Here is a 16,392-nt window from a genome sequence, read left to right on the forward strand (position 1 = left end):
AGCCTGACTTCGTAAACTCTCGTTATCTCATCGATAAGGAGCTTGTCATGGCTGCATTTCCGAAAGACTTTCTCTGGGGCGCGGCAACCGCCGCCTATCAGGTTGAAGGCGCACACAACGAAGACGGCAAAGGTCTTTCCATCTGGGACGTGTTCTCTCATCTCCCCGGCACCACCTATCAAAACACCAATGGCGATGTCGCCGTCGATCACTATCATCGTATGCAGGAAGATGTCGCGTTAATGGCGGAAATGGGCCTGCAAAGCTACCGATTTTCCATTTCCTGGCCTCGCCTGTTGCCTGAGGGACGTGGCAAGGTGAATGAAGCCGGCGTGAAGTTTTATAGCGACCTGATAGATACGTTGCTGGCGCATAACATCGAACCGATGATCACCCTGTATCACTGGGATTTACCGCAGGCCTTGCAGGACGAAGGCGGCTGGGAAGTTCGCTCTACCGCGACAGCCTTCGAAGAGTACGCCCGCTTGTGTTATTCCCGTTACGGCGATCGCGTGAAGCTGTGGGCAACGTTCAATGAAACCATCGTGTTTATTGGTCATGGTTACATTACCGGTAGCCATCCTCCTTCTGTCCGTGATCCGGCCAGAGCGGTTCAGGCCTGTCATCAGGTGTTTATCGCTCACGCGCTGGCGGTAAAAGCGTTTCGTGAAATGAACGTGGCGGGTCAGATTGGTTTTGTGAACGTGCTGCAACCGCACACGGCTTTGACTGACAGCGCCGAAGATAAAATCGCGACGGACATTGCCGATGCCATTCATACCCATTGGCTGTATGACCCGGTGTTGAAAGGTGAATATCCGCAAGCACTGCTGGCACAAACTCAGGCGTTGTGGGGTGTCCCGCACTTTGAAGCGGGCGACGATGAGCTGCTGCGCAATAACATTTGTGACTTTATCGGGCTTAATTACTACCGCCGAGAAACGGTTGTCGCCAATCCAGATGAAACCAAAACGGCCAGCAATCATGATGGCGAACCGAACAGTGGCAACGAATTTGGCTTCAAAAACCTGTTCAAGTTTGTGCGTAACCCGAATGGCGTCTACACCGACTGGGACTGGGAAATCTGGCCGCAGGGTTTGACCGACGGCATCATGATGATCAAGGAACGCTACGGCAATATCCCGATGTACATCACCGAAAATGGTCTGGGCGCAAAAGACCCGATAATTAATGGTGAGATTATGGATGATCCACGCATTGATTATTTAAAGATGCATATTGAGGCAATGGAAAACGCAATGCAGCAAGGCGCCGATGTGCGCGGATATTATCCCTGGTCGTTTATTGATTTACTCAGTTGGTTAAACGGATACAAAAAGCAGTACGGCTTCGTTTATGTTGATCATAATCAGAATCTTGCCCGAAAACGTAAGAAGAGTTTTTTTTGGTATCAAAACGTGATTGCCACCCGCGGTGAACAGCGTTAATCTTCTTTCCCAGGCGCCGTCCGGCGCCTGTTATTACCCCAGAAAAATCTTAAATTAAATTTTACACCGACAGAACCACTTTCTGTTCTTGTTTTTGCCATTTATAGCCGAAATAATCCGTTCGAGTTATCCGAGCTCATTTGGCTGTGAAGTCGCCAGATAATGCTGAAAGATGGTTATTCTTACCCAATAAATACAATACGATAAAATGGAAACGCGCTAAATGACCGTTCAGGACTATTTATTAAAATTCCGAAAGATAAGTTCCCTCGAAAGTCTGGAAAAACTGTTTGATCATCTTAATTACTCAATCAGTGATACCCACGAAATCGTCAATATGTACCGGGCTGCTGATCATCGCCGCGCGGAACTGGTGTCGGGCGGCCGCTTGTTCGATATTGGCCAGGTGCCCAAAACAGTCTGGCGTTACGTGCAATAAACACTGTTTTCTGTAGCGTCAGTTGCTTATACTTCCCGACCTGCTTTTTTGACTGACGCTTTCAGGAGTAGTGATGACGACACAACCCGCAGAACGTATTGGGGGCTGGTTGCTGGCCCCGCTGGCATGGCTTCTTGTCGCGCTGTTAAGTGCATCGCTCGCCATTCTGCTGTATGTGGGTGTGGTGGTTTCACCCCAGGCGCTGACAAACCTGAAAGCGCTGAACCCCACTAACCTGAGCCTTTGGGTGGTGTCCGCGCTGTTCGCCGTGGCGATGTGGTGTTATACCCTTTGGCTGACCGCGGCGTTCTTTAAGCGCCGGTCATTAGTGCCGAAGCATTACATCATCTGGCTGTTAATCTCCGTGCTGCTGGCCGTGAAAGCCTTTGCTTTTGCGCCTGTCTCTGATGCCATCGCCGTGCGCCAGCTGATTTTCCCTTTATTGGCGACAGCCATACTGGTGCCCTACTTCAAACGCTCCGCGCGCGTAAAACGCACCTTCGTGAACCCGTAATAACCCTACAGATAATCTGTTGTCGCCTGACGCGGTTTGACCGATAATAGGCGGCTTTTTTTCGTTTCAGGCTCAATATGACTGATTACCTGCTGCTCTTTATCGGCACTGTTCTGGTGAATAACTTCGTTCTGGTGAAGTTCCTTGGACTGTGCCCGTTTATGGGTGTTTCCAAAAAACTGGAAACCGCCATGGGAATGGGACTCGCCACCACCTTCGTGATGACGCTGGCCTCGGTCTGCGCGTGGCTGATAGACACCTGGATCCTCATTCCGCTCAACCTGATTTACCTGCGTACGCTGGCCTTTATTCTGGTTATCGCCGTGGTGGTGCAGTTCACCGAAATGGTGGTGCGTAAAACCAGCCCGGCGTTGTATCGTCTGTTGGGTATTTTCCTGCCGCTGATCACTACCAACTGCGCGGTGCTTGGCGTTGCGTTGCTCAACATCAACCTTGGGCATAACTTCCTGCAATCCGCGCTGTACGGCTTTTCCGCCGCGGTCGGGTTCTCGCTGGTGATGGTGCTGTTTGCCGCCATTCGTGAACGCCTCGTTGTCGCTGATGTGCCAGCTCCATTCCGGGGTAATGCCATCGCGCTGATTACCGCAGGCCTGATGTCTCTGGCCTTTATGGGCTTTAGTGGACTGGTGAAGTTGTAATGACGTTAGTGTGGATTGCCATCGCCGCTCTGAGCCTGCTCGGCCTGATTTTTGGCGGCATTCTCGGGTATGCTTCGCGCCGCTTTGCGGTTGAAGACGACCCGATCGTAGAAAAAATTGATGAAATTTTACCGCAAAGCCAGTGTGGGCAGTGCGGCTATCCCGGCTGTCGCCCTTATGCAGAAGCGGTAGGAAGCAACGGCGAAAAAATTAACCGCTGTGCACCAGGCGGCGAAGCGGTAATGCTCAAAATAGCCACGTTGCTTAACGTAGAACCGCAGCCGATTGACGGTGATGAACAAGCCGTTGAGCCGGTGCGTATGCTCGCTGTCATTGACGAACCTAACTGCATCGGCTGCACCAAATGCATTCAGGCTTGCCCGGTGGATGCCATTGTCGGTGCGACTCGCGCCATGCACACCGTGGTGAGCGATCTTTGTACCGGCTGTAATCTCTGCGTGGCCCCTTGCCCAACGCAGTGCATTGAATTACGCCCGGTCGTCGAGACGACCGAAAGCTGGAAGTGGGATCTGCAATCCATTCCAGTCCGTATTATTCCTGTGGAACACCATGCTTAAGTTATTTTCCGCGTTCAGAAAGGACAAAATCTGGGACTTCAATGGCGGCATTCATCCGCCAGAGATGAAGACCCAGTCCAATGGCACCCCGCTGCGTCAGGTTCCTCTGGCACAACGCTATGTCATTCCGCTGAAGCAGCATATTGGCAGCGAAGGCGAACTGAGTGTCGCGGTCGGCGATCGCGTGCTGCGTGGGCAACCGCTGACGCGCGGCTGGGGCCGCATGCTTCCCATTCACGCCCCAACGTCTGGTACTGTCGTCGCCATTGCGCCCCACTCCACCGCACACCCTTCTGCATTAGCAGAAATGAGCGTAGTCATTGAAGCGGACGGCGAAGATCTGTGGATGGAGCGTGACGGCTGGAACGACTGGCAGCAGAAAGGCCGTGACGCACTGATTGAGCGTATTCACGATTTTGGCGTGGCTGGGCTGGGTGGTGCAGGTTTCCCGACAGGGACAAAACTGCGCGGCGGCGGCGACAAAATTGACACGCTGATCATCAATGCGGCGGAGTGCGAACCGTACATCACCGCAGACGATCGTCTGATGCAGGATTGCGCGGCGCAAATCATTGAAGGGGTGCGCATTCTTGCTCATATCCTGCAGCCTAAGCAGGTTTTGATTGGCATCGAGGATAACAAACCGCAGGCGATTTCCATGATGCGTGCTGTTCTTGAGGGAACACACGGCATTACTCTGCGCGTCATTCCCACCAAATATCCTTCCGGTGGTGCAAAGCAACTTACCCAAATTCTGACCGGCAAACAGGTGCCTCACGGTGGCCGTTCTTCCGATATCGGCGTGTTGATGCAAAACGTCGGCACCGCTTTTGCCGTCAAACGCGCAGTTATCGATGGTGAACCGCTGACTGAGCGAGTTGTCACGCTGACCGGGGAAGCCGTGTCTCGTCCTGGTAATGTCTGGGCTCGTCTCGGCACGCCTGTTCGTCATCTGCTGGAAGATGCCGGTTTCTGTGCATCGCCCGACCAGATGGTGATCATGGGCGGCCCGCTGATGGGCTTTACCTTGCCGTGGCTGGATGTGCCTGTCGTCAAAATTACCAACTGTCTGCTTGCCCCTTCTGCGAATGAAATCGGCGAAACTCAGGAAGAGAAAGGCTGTATTCGTTGCAGCGCCTGTGCTGATTCCTGCCCTGCCGACTTGCTGCCACAGCAACTCTATTGGTTCAGTAAAGGCCAGCAGCACGATAAAGCGACCGCCCACAATCTGGCGGATTGCATCGAATGCGGGGCCTGTGCCTGGGTTTGCCCAAGTAATATTCCTCTGGTGCAGTATTTCCGCCAGGAGAAAGCCGAGATTGCCGCGATTCGTCAGGAAGAGAAGCGAGCTGCCGACGCTAAAGCGCGTTTTGAAGCACGTCAGGAACGTCTTGAGCGTGAGAAAGCGGCCCGACTTGAGCGCCATAAGCAGTCTGCCGTTCAACCTGCCGCCAAAGATCAGGACGCTATCAATGCCGCCCTGAACCGCGTACGTGAAAAGCAGCAACAAGCCAACGAACCGATTGTGATTCAGGCTGGCGAAAAACCGAATAACAGCGCAGTGATCGCCGCTCGTGAAGCTCGTAAAGCCCAGGCACGTGCTGCTCAGGCTGAAAAACAGCAGACTTCCGCCACAGAAACATCAACCAGCGAATCTACCGATCCGCGTAAAGCAGCCGTTGAAGCGGCAATCGCTCGCGCTAAAGCTCGCAAAGCTGAACAACAGGCTCCTGTAGAACCAGCGGCTGAAGCTGTCGATCCACGCAAAGCAGCTGTTGAAGCGGCAATCGCTCGTGCTAAAGCTCGCAAAGCTGAACAACAAGCGCCCGCAGAACCAGCGGCTGAAGCTGTCGATCCGCGTAAAGCCGCTGTGGAAGCGGCAATCGCTCGTGCTAAAGCTCGCAAATCTGAACAGCAGGCTCCTGCGGAACCAGCGGCTGAAGCTGTCGACCCACGCAAAGCAGCTGTTGAAGCGGCTATCGCTCGTGCTAAAGCTCGCAAGGCTGAACAACAAGCGCCCGCAGAACCAGCGGCTGAAGCTGTCGACCCGCGTAAAGCCGCCGTCGAAGCGGCAATCGCTCGCGCTAAAGCTCGCAAAGCTGAACAACAAGCAGCCAATGAACCTACGGCTGAAAACGTCGACCCGCGTAAAGCCGCCGTCGAAGCGGCTATCGCCCGTGCGAAAGCACGCAAAGCAGAAAAACAGGCAGTGAACGAGGAATAAATGGTTTTTAAAATCGCAAGCTCTCCTTACACCCACAACCATCGCCAGACCTCGCGTATTATGCTGTTGGTGCTGCTGGCGACGGTCCCAGGCATCGCCGTTCAGACCTGGTTTTTTGGTTGGGGCACCCTCGTTCAAATCGTGATCGCCAGCCTGACCGCCTGGGTTGCGGAAGCCGCTATCGTACGTCTGCGTAAACAGAACATGGCTCAGTCTTTGGCTGATAACTCCGCGTTACTGACAGGCCTGTTGCTGGCAGTCAGTATTCCGTCGCTCGCGCCATGGTGGATGGTTGTTCTGGGAACAGCTTTCGCAGTGATCATCGCTAAGCAGCTGTATGGCGGTCTTGGGCATAACCCGTTTAACCCGGCGATGATTGGCTATGTCGTGTTGCTGATTTCTTTCCCGGTGCAAATGACCTCCTGGCTCCCGCCGCATGACATCGCGATTACGACGCCAGACCTGCTGGACACTTTGCAGATTATTTTTGCTGGCCACACCGCCACTGGTGCGGATATCAACACGCTGCGCATGGGTGTGGATGGCATCAGCCAGGCAACACCGCTCGATACCTTTAAAACGTCGCTTCACGCGGGTCATAGCGTCAATGAAATTATGCATTCGGCCATTTATCAGGGCGCGCTGGCAGGCATTGGCTGGCAGTGGGTGAATGCAGCGTACCTTCTCGGCGGGCTGTTCCTGCTGTGGCAGCGCACTATTCGCTGGCACATTCCGGTCAGCTTCCTGTTGACGCTGGCGGTCTGTTCTACGCTGGGTTGGGTATTTTCGCCAGAAAGCCTTGCTTCGCCGCAGATGCATTTACTCTCAGGCGCAACCATGCTGGGCGCCTTCTTTATTCTGACTGACCCGGTCACGGCTTCAACCACTAACCGGGGTCGACTGCTCTACGGTGCTCTGGCTGGTGTGTTGGTGTGGCTGATTCGCAGCTTCGGCGGCTATCCGGATGGCGTGGCCTTCGCCACTTTGCTGGCGAACATCACCGTTCCGCTGATTGATTACTACACACGCCCACGCGTTTACGGACATCGCTGAGACAGACCATGCTGACGACTATTCGCAAACACGGTATCACCCTTGCCCTTTTCGCCGCTGGCGCGACGGGCGCGACGGCAGTCATCAACCAGATGACCAAAAGCACCATCGACCAGCAGTCTGCCAAACAGCAGATGGCCCTGTTCGACCAGGTGGTCCCGCAAGATCGCTATAATAACGATTTGCTGAAAAGCTGTTATGTGGTCACCGAGCCAACGCTTGGCAAAGGCAGCCATAAAATTTATATCGCCCGCAAAGACGATACGCCGGTCGCCGTGGTGATGGAAGCGACCGCCCCGGACGGCTATTCCGGTGCCATTCAGCTTCTGGTCGGTGCCGACTTTACTGGCACAGTTCTGGGTTCTCGCGTGACGGAACATCATGAAACGCCTGGCCTTGGTGACAAAATCGAAATGCGCCATTCCGACTGGATTACCCGCTTTGCCGGGAAGATGATTCATGGTGCGGACGACAGCCATTGGGCGGTGAAAAAAGACGGCGGTGATTTTGACCAGTTCACCGGTGCGACGATCACCCCACGAGCCGTCGTGAATGCCGTTAAGCGTGCCGGGTTGTATGCGCAAACCCTGCCCTCACAGATCAATGAACTTAGCCCCTGCGAAGAGTAAATCATGAGCGAAATTAAAGACGTTATTGTCCAGGGATTATGGAAAAACAACTCGTCACTGGTGCAACTGCTGGGCCTTTGCCCGCTGCTGGCGGTGACCTCCACCGCGACGAATGCCCTCGGTCTCGGCCTGGCAACGACGCTGGTGCTGACACTGACCAACCTGTTTATCTCGCTGCTTCGCCGCTGGACGCCGTCCGAAATTCGTATCCCGATTTATGTGATGATCATCGCCTCGGTGGTGAGCTGTGTGCAGATGCTGATCAACGCCTATGCGTTCGGGCTGTATCAGTCTCTGGGCATTTTTATTCCGCTGATTGTGACCAACTGTATTGTGGTCGGTCGCGCCGAAGCTTTTGCGGCTAAAAAAGGGCCGATGCTTTCCGCTCTCGATGGATTCTCCATTGGCATGGGGGCAACTTGCGCTATGTTTGTGCTGGGCTCTCTGCGCGAAATCCTGGGTAACGGCACGCTGTTTGATGGCGCGGATGGGCTGTTGGGTGGCTGGGCGAAAGTGCTGCGCATTGAAGTCTTCCATACTGATACGCCTTTCCTGTTGGCGATGCTGCCACCCGGTGCATTTATTGGCCTTGGCATGCTGCTGGCCGTAAAATACCTGATTGATCAGCGCGCCAAACAAAAAGCCAGTGCTGTCAGAAATCACTGTGAAGTCGCGCCGGATGTGAAAACCACGACAGGGAAAGCGTAATGAACAAAGAGAAGCGTCAGGAAATCCTCACGCGATTGCGGGACAATAACCCGCACCCGACGACCGAACTCAATTTTACGTCGCCGTTTGAGCTGCTGATTGCCGTGCTGCTTTCTGCTCAGGCAACCGACGTCAGCGTCAATAAAGCCACTGCAAAACTCTACCCTGTCGCCAACACGCCCGAAGCCATGCTGGCACTTGGCGTGGACGGTGTGAAGGAGTACATCAAAACCATCGGTCTGTTTAACAGCAAAGCCGAGAACGTGATTAAAACCTGCCGGATCCTGATTGAACAACACGGCAGCGTAGTACCCGAAGATCGTGCCGCGCTCGAGGCCCTGCCCGGTGTCGGGCGTAAAACAGCGAACGTCGTGCTCAATACTGCCTTTGGCTGGCCGACCATTGCTGTCGACACGCACATCTTCCGCGTCTGTAACCGCACTAACTTTGCGCCCGGTAAAAACGTCGAACAGGTCGAGGAGAAACTGCTCAAAGTCGTTCCCGCCGAGTTTAAAGTGGATTGCCATCACTGGCTCATTCTGCACGGACGTTATACCTGTATTGCCCGCAAGCCCCGCTGTGGCTCCTGCCTGATTGAAGACCTTTGCGAATTCAAAGAGAAGACCGACGTCTGACTCTTTCAGCGCCGTGTTCCTGCACGGCGCTTTTGCCGTTTTATTGACCACACATCACACCTAAAACTAACCGATGATCGGGTTGTTTACCGCTCAGGCAGGTTAATCGTTTTTTTATCAACGAAAATTTCTATACAAATGTGACACAGATCACTTCGATAACATCACGTTAAATTATCGTTACGAGAAAACGCTTAAGCCTTTGCCGATGCAGTGGTTAACTGTTTTTTAACCAGAGATATCACCACTAACTTTCGTATTAATGGCCTATATCACTACAATATTGACAAACCAGCAGAACATATCGCCATTTGCCGATAAAACCCCCACTTCAATAGTGAAAAAATCTGGAAGAAACGAAACGGCGAAGTTAAACGCTGAATAACATTTGTATGAACGGACGATTATAACGCCCTCGTTATGTGTAACAGAGTATTACAAAGCACTTGTGTGATTGAACAGGATAGTGAACATTACCTGCCGTTTTCCCCTCCAAGAATAACTATAAGGCGGATGACTACACGATCGTCACGCCGGATGACCCCCGTTACTGCGGGACTTAAAAAAAGAGGTATATGTGTCTACTGCAAACAACAAACCAACAGAAAGTGTCAGTCTGAACGCTTTCAAACAACCTAAAGCGTTCTATCTCATTTTCTCTATCGAACTTTGGGAACGTTTTGGTTATTACGGCCTGCAAGGAATCATGGCTGTTTACCTGGTTAAACAACTGGGTATGTCCGAAGCAGACTCCATCACACTGTTCTCTTCTTTCAGTGCTCTGGTCTATGGCCTGGTTGCCGTCGGTGGCTGGCTGGGTGATAAAGTTCTGGGTACCAAACGCGTCATTATGCTGGGTGCCATCGTGCTGGCTATCGGTTATTCGATGGTTGCCTTCTCTGGACACGATGCCGGTATGGTTTACATGGGTATGGCCGCCATTGCTGTCGGTAATGGCCTGTTCAAAGCGAACCCGTCTTCCCTGCTGTCTACCTGCTATGACAAGGATGACCCGCGTCTGGACGGTGCATTCACCATGTACTACATGTCCATCAACATCGGTTCCTTCTTCTCTATGCTGGCAACGCCATGGCTCGCCGCGAAATACGGCTGGAGCACTGCGTTCGCACTGAGCGTTGTCGGGATGCTGATTACCGTTGTGAACTTTGCGTTCTGCCAGAAGTGGGTCAAAAACTACGGTTCTAAACCTGACTTTGCGCCGGTTAACTACGGCAAACTGCTGGCTACCATCGCTGGTGTCGTGGTTCTGGTCGCTATCGCTACCTGGCTGCTGCACAACCAGGGCATCGCTCGTATGGTTCTGGGTGTCGTCGCTCTGGGTATCGTTTGTGTCTTTGCGAAAGAAACCTTCGCAATGCAGGGTGCTGCACGTCGTAAAATGATCGTGGCGTTCATCCTGATGGTTGAAGCGATTGTGTTCTTCGTGCTGTACAGCCAGATGCCAACTTCTCTGAACTTCTTTGCTATCCGTAACGTTGAGCACTCCATTCTGGGTATCGCGTTCGAGCCAGAGCAGTTCCAGGCCCTGAACCCATTCTGGATCATGATTGGTAGCCCGATTCTGGCCGCTATCTATAACAAGATGGGCGACCGTATGCCGATGCCGCACAAGTTTGCTATCGGTATGGTCCTGTGCTCCGGTGCCTTCCTGGTGCTGCCACTGGGTACCAAGTTTGCCAGTGACGCGGGTATCGTGTCTGTAAACTGGCTGATCCTGAGCTATGCACTGCAGTCTATCGGTGAGCTGATGATCTCCGGTCTGGGTCTGGCGATGGTGGCACAGTTGGTTCCACAGCGTCTGATGGGCTTCATCATGGGTAGCTGGTTCCTGACCACTGCGGGTGCAGCCATCATTGCAGGTAAAATCGCAAACCTGATGGCCGTTCCTGAGAACGTGACTGACCCACTGCTGTCTCTGAATGTCTACGGCCATGTGTTCATGCAGATTGGTATCGCCACCGCGGTTATCGCTGTCCTGATGCTGCTGACGGCACCAAAACTGAACCGTATGACCCTGAGCGATGATGCTGCCGAGAAAGCTCGCGAAGCAGCCACTGCTTAACCCCTCCGGGAAACAAAATTAATTAAGCCGCTGACACGTTCAGCGGCTTTTTTTTTATCTGTCAGCACACTAGGATAGAGGCACATCTCTGTCTAAAGGAGTTCGTCATGAAATTGTTCTACAAACCCGGCGCCTGTTCCCTTGCTTCGCACATCACGCTGCGTGAAAGCGGAATGGACTTTTCGCTGGTCGGTGTTGATCTTGCGAAAAAGCAGCTGGAGAACGGTGAAGATTACTGGCAGGTCAATCCGAAAGGTCAGGTGCCTGCCCTGCTTCTGGACGACAATACGCTGCTGACCGAAGGCGTGGCGATCATGCAGTACATCGCGGACAACAAAGCGGATCGCCAGCTTCTGGCTCCGGCTGGCAGCATTGCACGCTACAAGACGCTTGAATGGCTTAACTACATCGCTACCGAGCTGCACAAAGGCTTCACGCCGCTGTTCCGCCCGGATACCCCAGAAGATTACAAACCGACTGTGCGCTCACTGCTTGAGAAAAAGATGGCTTACATCAATGAAGCGCTGCGCGACGGCGAGTGGATCAGCGGCAATCGCTTCACCATTGCTGACGCCTATCTGTTTACCGTTCTGCGCTGGGCGCGTGCGGTTAAGCTGGATTTGAGTGGGCTGAAGAACATCGAAGCCTATATGGCTCGTGTGGCAGCTCGCCCTGGCGTGACGGCGGCCCTGGCAGCGGAAGGGATCAGTTAATCGCTTTCGACAGACGTAAAAAAGGCCGCTGATGCGGCCTTTTGTTTGCCCGAAGAAATGCCTGGCGGCACTTCGTTTGCACAGGCCTGGAAATACGTAGACACCGATACGCGATGGCGTGTAGGCCCGGTAAGCTTGCGCAACCGGGCGATGACTTCACCTGAATTTATTTCCAGCACATCAGGCAGTAGTTTTTCTTACCGCGACGCAGCAGCGTATAACGGCCGTACAGGCGGTCGCTGTCGACGAAGGTGTATTCCGGGTCAATCTGCTTTTCACCGTTGATGGTGACAGCATTGGACGCGATGGTTTTACGGGCCTGACCGCGAGACGGCTGCAGCTCAGAATCCACCAGCGCCTGCATCAGATCAGCGCCCTTCTCCATTTCGACCATTGGCATGCCATCCTGCGCCAGTTGTTCGAAATCGGCTTCGCTCAGGTCACTCAGCGTGCCGTTGAACAGGCTTTCGGTGATGCGTTTTGCCGCCACCAGGCCTTCTTCACCGTGCACCAGACGGGTGACGTTTTCCGCCAGCACGTACTGTGCGCGTGGTGCTTTCCCGCTGTTTTTGTCTTCTTCTTCCAGCGCATTGATTTCAGCAATGTCCATGAAGGTGAAGAACTTCAGGAAACGATACACGTCGGCATCGGCGGTGTTAATCCAGAACTGGTAGAATTTGTACGGGCTGGTTTTCTTCGGATCCAGCCACACCGCGCCACCTTCGGTTTTACCGAATTTAGTGCCGTCAGCTTTGGTGATCAGCGGAACGGTCAGACCAAACACCTGATTCTGGTGCAGGCGACGCGTCAGATCGATACCTGAGGTAATGTTACCCCACTGGTCGGAACCGCCAATCTGCAGCGCAACGCCGTGCAGATTATTCAGGCACGCGAAGTCATAGCCTTGCAGCAGGTTGTAGGAAAATTCGGTGAAGGAAATCCCCTGGTCGTCACGGTTCAGACGCTGTTTTACCGCTTCCTTGTTGATCATCTGGTTCACGGAGAAGTGTTTACCGATGTCACGCAGGAAGGTCAGCACGTTCATGCCGCCAAACCAGTCGTAGTTGTTGGCCGCGATAGCGGAGTTGCTGCCACAGTCGAAATCGAGGAACGGCGCGACCTGCTTGCGGATTTTCTCAACCCATTCCTGAACGGTATCTTCGGTGTTCAGTTTACGCTCGGCCGCTTTGAAACTCGGATCGCCGATAAGACCGGTTGCTCCGCCTACCAATGCCACAGGCTTGTGGCCTGCTTGCTGGAAGCGTTTCAGGCATAACAGGGGAACGAGATGCCCCAAATGCAAGCTGTCAGCGGTTGGGTCGAAGCCGCAATAGAGCGCGATCGGGCCCTGCGCCAGTCGCTCTGCTAACGCTTCCTCGTCCGTCACCTGAGCCACAAGGCCCCGCTCTTGCAATTGTTTAATCAAGTTACTGCTCGCCATCAAAGTCTCCATGTATAAAACAGACTGCACCTTAGTCGGTACACGACGTTTCGCCAGATGCGAAAGGGTCATAGAATAAAACGCCAGCCCGTGTTGTGCCAGCGCTTAAAACAACAAAATACGCAATTACGGCGCGAGTCGGTCGATTTTCCAGGCGTCGCTTTCACGCTGGTAAAGAAAACGATCGTGCAGGCGGTGTTCGCCCCCTTGCCAGAACTCCATCGACTCAATGCTGACGCGGAATCCGCCCCAGAAACTCGGCAGTGGAACTTCGCCTTGCTGGAACTTTTGTTTGAGTTCGAGGAATTTGCTTTCCAGAATGCCGCGCGCCGAAATACGGCTGGATTGTTTTGAAACCCAGGCACCAATCTGGCTGTCACGCGGACGGCTGTGGAAATATTTGACCACTTCAAGGGTGGAAAGGCGTTCCGCCTTGCCCGTGACCATCACCTGACGTTCGAGCGTATGCCAGGGGAACAACAAACTGATGCGAGGATTTTGCTCCAGATGGTGCGCTTTGCGGCTACCGAGGTTGGTGTAGAAGACCAGCCCCTTTTCATCATAATGCTTGAGCAGAACGATACGCTGGTACGGCTGACCATTCTCATCAACGGTCGCGACGACCATGGCGGTGGGATCGGCGAGTTTCGCTTCACAGGCCTGTCCGAGCCAGCGCTCAAATAAAGCCAAAGGTTCAGCAGGAAGATCGCGGCGGCGAAGGCCGCCACGGGTATATTCACGGCGCAGATGCGCGATTTGCTGCAGGTCGTCGTTATCAGACATGGCGTTTGAGAGTGTTGTCTTCGGGTAGTGCTATTGTGCGCTGCCCTTGGCAAAATCTCAACGCTTCGGATTTTGTAACTGACAGTTATTCAGGACGATACGATCGCGTTTGTAGACTGTCGCGGTGTCTCCTTTCGACCAGAAGACATAAATCCCGTCAGTGTAGCGCGCCCCTGAAGCTGAAATGCCCTGAGTCAGCGTCTGCTGTTGGTTGTCGTAAATAAAGTCGACCTGCTGGCGGGTATTATTCAGATGAACAGTTAACGGTTTTTCATCACACTGGTATTGCAGCGTGTCGGTGTTCATGCGCTCAACGAACTGGTTGTAATAGCTACAGCCGGAGAGCACCAAGGGTACAATTGCGAGGAGGAGTTTTTTCATTAGCTTGCCTTAAGACTGTCCCGGTCCCGGAGGGCAAGATGCCCTCCATAACGCTTCTAGTTTATCGGCAATGCAAGAATGACTCAGTCAGTTAACTCTGATTCTGCGGGGCGTTGGCAGGAAAAATCGCCCCTAAGACGGTTGCTTCGCTGGCTCCCGTGACAGAAGGCAGGTTGCCTGGCAGGCCTGCCAGAGTACGCCACGCCAGCCACGCAAACGCCAGGCCTTCCATATCATCGCCGCTAACGCCAGCTTCATCAGTGGTCGACACTTCAGTTCCTGGGAGCAGCGCAGCAAGACGAGCCATTAACAGAGGATTACGGCTGCCCCCGCCACAAACCAACAGGCGCTCACAACCACCACTGAGCATCACTTGCTCGCTGATAGTCACCGCGGTCAGTTCTGTCAGCGTTGTCATCACATCGACCGCGCTCACGTTTGGATGCTTCGCCAACTGACGTTCGAGCCAACCGTAGTTGAAATATTCGCGCCCCGTACTTTTCGGCGCAGGTAAGGCAAACCACGGATCGCTGAGCATTTCCTGCAAAAGAGGCAGATTGATTTTCCCGCCACTCGCCCAGGCAGCATCCTTATCATAAGGCTTACCGCACTGACGCCAGATCCACGCATCCATCAACATATTTCCAGGCCCGGTATCATGACCTTTTACCGGTAAGCCCGGACACAACAGTGACAGGTTCGCGATGCCACCGATATTCAGCACCACACGGCGCTCCAGCGGGTCCGCCAGCAATGCCTGGTGAAAGGCAGGAACCAGCGGTGCGCCCTGCCCACCCAGCGCCATATCGCGACGACGAAAATCCCCCACTACCGTCACACCTGTGCGAGCGGCAACAATGTTGTTGTCACCAATTTGCAGCGTATGCGGCGCATCGCTGTCTGGCTCATGCCAGACGGTTTGCCCATGACAGCCAATGGCAACCACATCACTGGCGGTGAGATTTTCCTGAGCCATCAACGCCAAAACCGCGTCAGCGAACAAATGCCCAAGGCGGGTATCGAGCTGACCATACTGCGACAGCGTTAATTGCTGCCCCTGGCAAATCGCCAGGATGGCCTCTTTCAGCGCAATGGGAATGGGATAGGAAAGGCTGGCTTGCTGCGCCACCATGTTGTCATCCATGGCCGCGAGGACCACATCAACCCCATCAAGGCTGGTACCTGACATTACGCCAATATAACGACCCGATTTCATACGCCTTCCTTAGTTGTGCCCGAAAGGCACACTGAAACATAAAGTCTTTCTCATTGCCACGACCGGCTGATAAAATTTAACAATCGCGCACAAAATCCCTCGAATGCTGGATTTGTTCACTGGCGAGGCGGCTGTTGACGTCTGGTTAAGATTACTGCAATTAGAATTTTCATTATAACCGCGCAGAACATATGACCGCCCAGGAAGAAATGCCATATAATTGCGAGGTAAGGATGCTCTCAAGAGCGTTACTTGGTGAACAGGAGATTCATAAATGATGTTACGTGTATTGGCCGTTTCAATGATCGGTTTAACGCTCGCGGGTTGTGTCAGCAGCAGCGGCCTGTCCGGCGACGTGTATTCCGCATCCGAAGCCAAACAAGTTCAGAATGTGACTTACGGGACTATTGTTCACGTACGTCCAGTCCAGATTCAGGGTGGTGATGATTCTAACGTCATCGGCGCTATCGGTGGCGCAGTCCTCGGTGGCTTCCTGGGCAATACCGTTGGTGGCGGCACTGGCCGTTCACTGGCAACTGCTGCGGGTGCTGTGGCTGGCGGCGTTGCGGGTCAGGGTGTTCAGGGCGCAATGAATAAAACTCAGGGCGTTGAGCTGGAAATCCGTAAAGACGACGGCAACACCATCATGGTCGTACAGAAACAGGGCGATACCCGTTTCTCTGCTGGCCAGCGTGTTGTGATGGCAAGCAACGGCAGCCAGGTGACTGTGTCCCCTCGTTAATGTTCCCGTGTGTGGCCCCTCGGCCACACACTGTTTTTACGTCTTTTCACGCTTCTCGTTATTTCCCCACAAATATTCTGCTTACTTTACATATCTGAAAGTATCCTCGCATTTAAGAGAAATAATATTTGCGCCTGCGCAATATT

At 53.5% G+C, this 16,392-nt stretch carries 17 protein-coding genes; 13 read left to right on the top strand and 4 right to left on the bottom strand.

Annotated elements, in window-relative coordinates:
• The first annotated feature begins 47 nt into the window (after positions 1-47).
• The 12 genes from ACI2I2_RS02270 to gstA all read left to right on the top strand — a co-directional run bounded on the left by ACI2I2_RS02270 (position 48) and on the right by gstA (position 11,683).
• Positions 48-1,448: a GH1 family beta-glucosidase gene (locus tag ACI2I2_RS02270; RefSeq protein ID WP_404656413.1), complete on the top strand. Its 1,401-nt coding sequence runs from the start codon at positions 48-50 to the stop codon at positions 1,446-1,448.
• A 223-nt stretch (positions 1,449-1,671) separates the two neighbouring features.
• Positions 1,672-1,887, top strand: a complete 216-nt coding sequence (ydgT, locus tag ACI2I2_RS02275; protein ID WP_404656414.1) for a transcription modulator YdgT — start codon at positions 1,672-1,674, stop codon at positions 1,885-1,887.
• A gap of 73 nt (positions 1,888-1,960) precedes the next feature.
• Positions 1,961-2,401 carry a DUF2569 domain-containing protein gene (locus ACI2I2_RS02280; protein ID WP_404656415.1) on the top strand — a complete coding sequence of 147 codons (441 nt, stop codon included), beginning with the start codon at positions 1,961-1,963 and terminating at the stop codon, positions 2,399-2,401.
• Positions 2,402-2,478: 77 nt separating this feature from the next.
• Positions 2,479-3,060, top strand: a complete 582-nt coding sequence (gene rsxA / locus ACI2I2_RS02285; protein ID WP_110508395.1) for an electron transport complex subunit RsxA — start codon at positions 2,479-2,481, stop codon at positions 3,058-3,060.
• Positions 3,060-3,638: an electron transport complex subunit RsxB gene (gene rsxB, locus ACI2I2_RS02290; protein ID WP_404656416.1), complete on the top strand. Its 579-nt coding sequence runs from the start codon at positions 3,060-3,062 to the stop codon at positions 3,636-3,638. The genes rsxA and rsxB overlap by 1 nt, the downstream gene beginning before the upstream one ends.
• Positions 3,631-5,862: an electron transport complex subunit RsxC gene (gene rsxC, locus ACI2I2_RS02295; RefSeq protein ID WP_404656417.1), complete on the top strand. Its 2,232-nt coding sequence runs from the start codon at positions 3,631-3,633 to the stop codon at positions 5,860-5,862. Before rsxB ends, rsxC begins: the two co-directional genes overlap by 8 nt.
• Positions 5,863-6,915: an electron transport complex subunit RsxD gene (gene rsxD, locus ACI2I2_RS02300; RefSeq protein WP_404656418.1), complete on the top strand. Its 1,053-nt coding sequence runs from the start codon at positions 5,863-5,865 to the stop codon at positions 6,913-6,915.
• Between the two features lie 8 nt (positions 6,916-6,923).
• The gene (gene rsxG / locus ACI2I2_RS02305) at positions 6,924-7,544 is read left to right on the top strand and encodes an electron transport complex subunit RsxG (protein WP_404656419.1); all 621 of its coding nucleotides are present in this window, start codon (positions 6,924-6,926) and stop codon (positions 7,542-7,544) included.
• 3 nt (positions 7,545-7,547) lie between these two features.
• Positions 7,548-8,252: an electron transport complex subunit E gene (locus tag ACI2I2_RS02310; protein ID WP_330982592.1), complete on the top strand. Its 705-nt coding sequence runs from the start codon at positions 7,548-7,550 to the stop codon at positions 8,250-8,252.
• A complete protein-coding gene (nth, locus tag ACI2I2_RS02315; protein ID WP_404656420.1) occupies positions 8,252-8,887 on the top strand; it encodes an endonuclease III in 636 nt (211 codons plus the stop codon). Before ACI2I2_RS02310 ends, nth begins: the two co-directional genes overlap by 1 nt.
• Positions 8,888-9,464: 577 nt before the next feature.
• Positions 9,465-10,970 carry a dipeptide/tripeptide permease DtpA gene (gene dtpA / locus ACI2I2_RS02320; RefSeq protein ID WP_404656421.1) on the top strand — a complete coding sequence of 502 codons (1,506 nt, stop codon included), beginning with the start codon at positions 9,465-9,467 and terminating at the stop codon, positions 10,968-10,970.
• 107 nt (positions 10,971-11,077) lie between these two features.
• A complete protein-coding gene (gene gstA / locus ACI2I2_RS02325) occupies positions 11,078-11,683 on the top strand; it encodes a glutathione transferase GstA (RefSeq protein ID WP_404656422.1) in 606 nt (201 codons plus the stop codon).
• Between the two features lie 166 nt (positions 11,684-11,849).
• Here gstA and tyrS read toward each other — a convergent pair whose 3' ends face one another.
• The 4 genes from tyrS to anmK all read right to left on the bottom strand — a co-directional run bounded on the left by tyrS (position 11,850) and on the right by anmK (position 15,504).
• Positions 11,850-13,124 carry a tyrosine--tRNA ligase gene (tyrS, locus tag ACI2I2_RS02330; RefSeq protein ID WP_404656423.1) on the bottom strand — a complete coding sequence of 425 codons (1,275 nt, stop codon included), beginning with the start codon at positions 13,122-13,124 and terminating at the stop codon, positions 11,850-11,852.
• A 126-nt stretch (positions 13,125-13,250) separates the two neighbouring features.
• Complete coding sequence (pdxH, locus tag ACI2I2_RS02335) at positions 13,251-13,907, bottom strand: pyridoxamine 5'-phosphate oxidase (protein WP_404656424.1); 657 nt, start codon at positions 13,905-13,907, stop codon at positions 13,251-13,253.
• A 57-nt stretch (positions 13,908-13,964) separates the two neighbouring features.
• On the bottom strand, positions 13,965-14,288 hold the full coding sequence (gene mliC / locus ACI2I2_RS02340; protein ID WP_404656425.1) for a C-type lysozyme inhibitor: 324 nt from the start codon (positions 14,286-14,288) through the stop codon (positions 13,965-13,967).
• Positions 14,289-14,379: 91 nt separating this feature from the next.
• Positions 14,380-15,504, bottom strand: coding sequence for an anhydro-N-acetylmuramic acid kinase (gene anmK / locus ACI2I2_RS02345; protein ID WP_404656426.1), 1,125 nt, complete (start codon positions 15,502-15,504; stop codon positions 14,380-14,382).
• Between the two features lie 274 nt (positions 15,505-15,778).
• Here anmK and slyB point away from each other — a divergent pair, with 274 nt between their 5' ends.
• On the top strand, positions 15,779-16,246 hold the full coding sequence (slyB, locus tag ACI2I2_RS02350) for an outer membrane lipoprotein SlyB (RefSeq protein ID WP_404656427.1): 468 nt from the start codon (positions 15,779-15,781) through the stop codon (positions 16,244-16,246).
• The last annotated feature ends 146 nt before the right edge of the window (positions 16,247-16,392 follow it).

This window comes from Scandinavium sp. NPDC088450 (assembly GCF_044900545.1).
Classification (GTDB): domain Bacteria; phylum Pseudomonadota; class Gammaproteobacteria; order Enterobacterales; family Enterobacteriaceae; genus Scandinavium.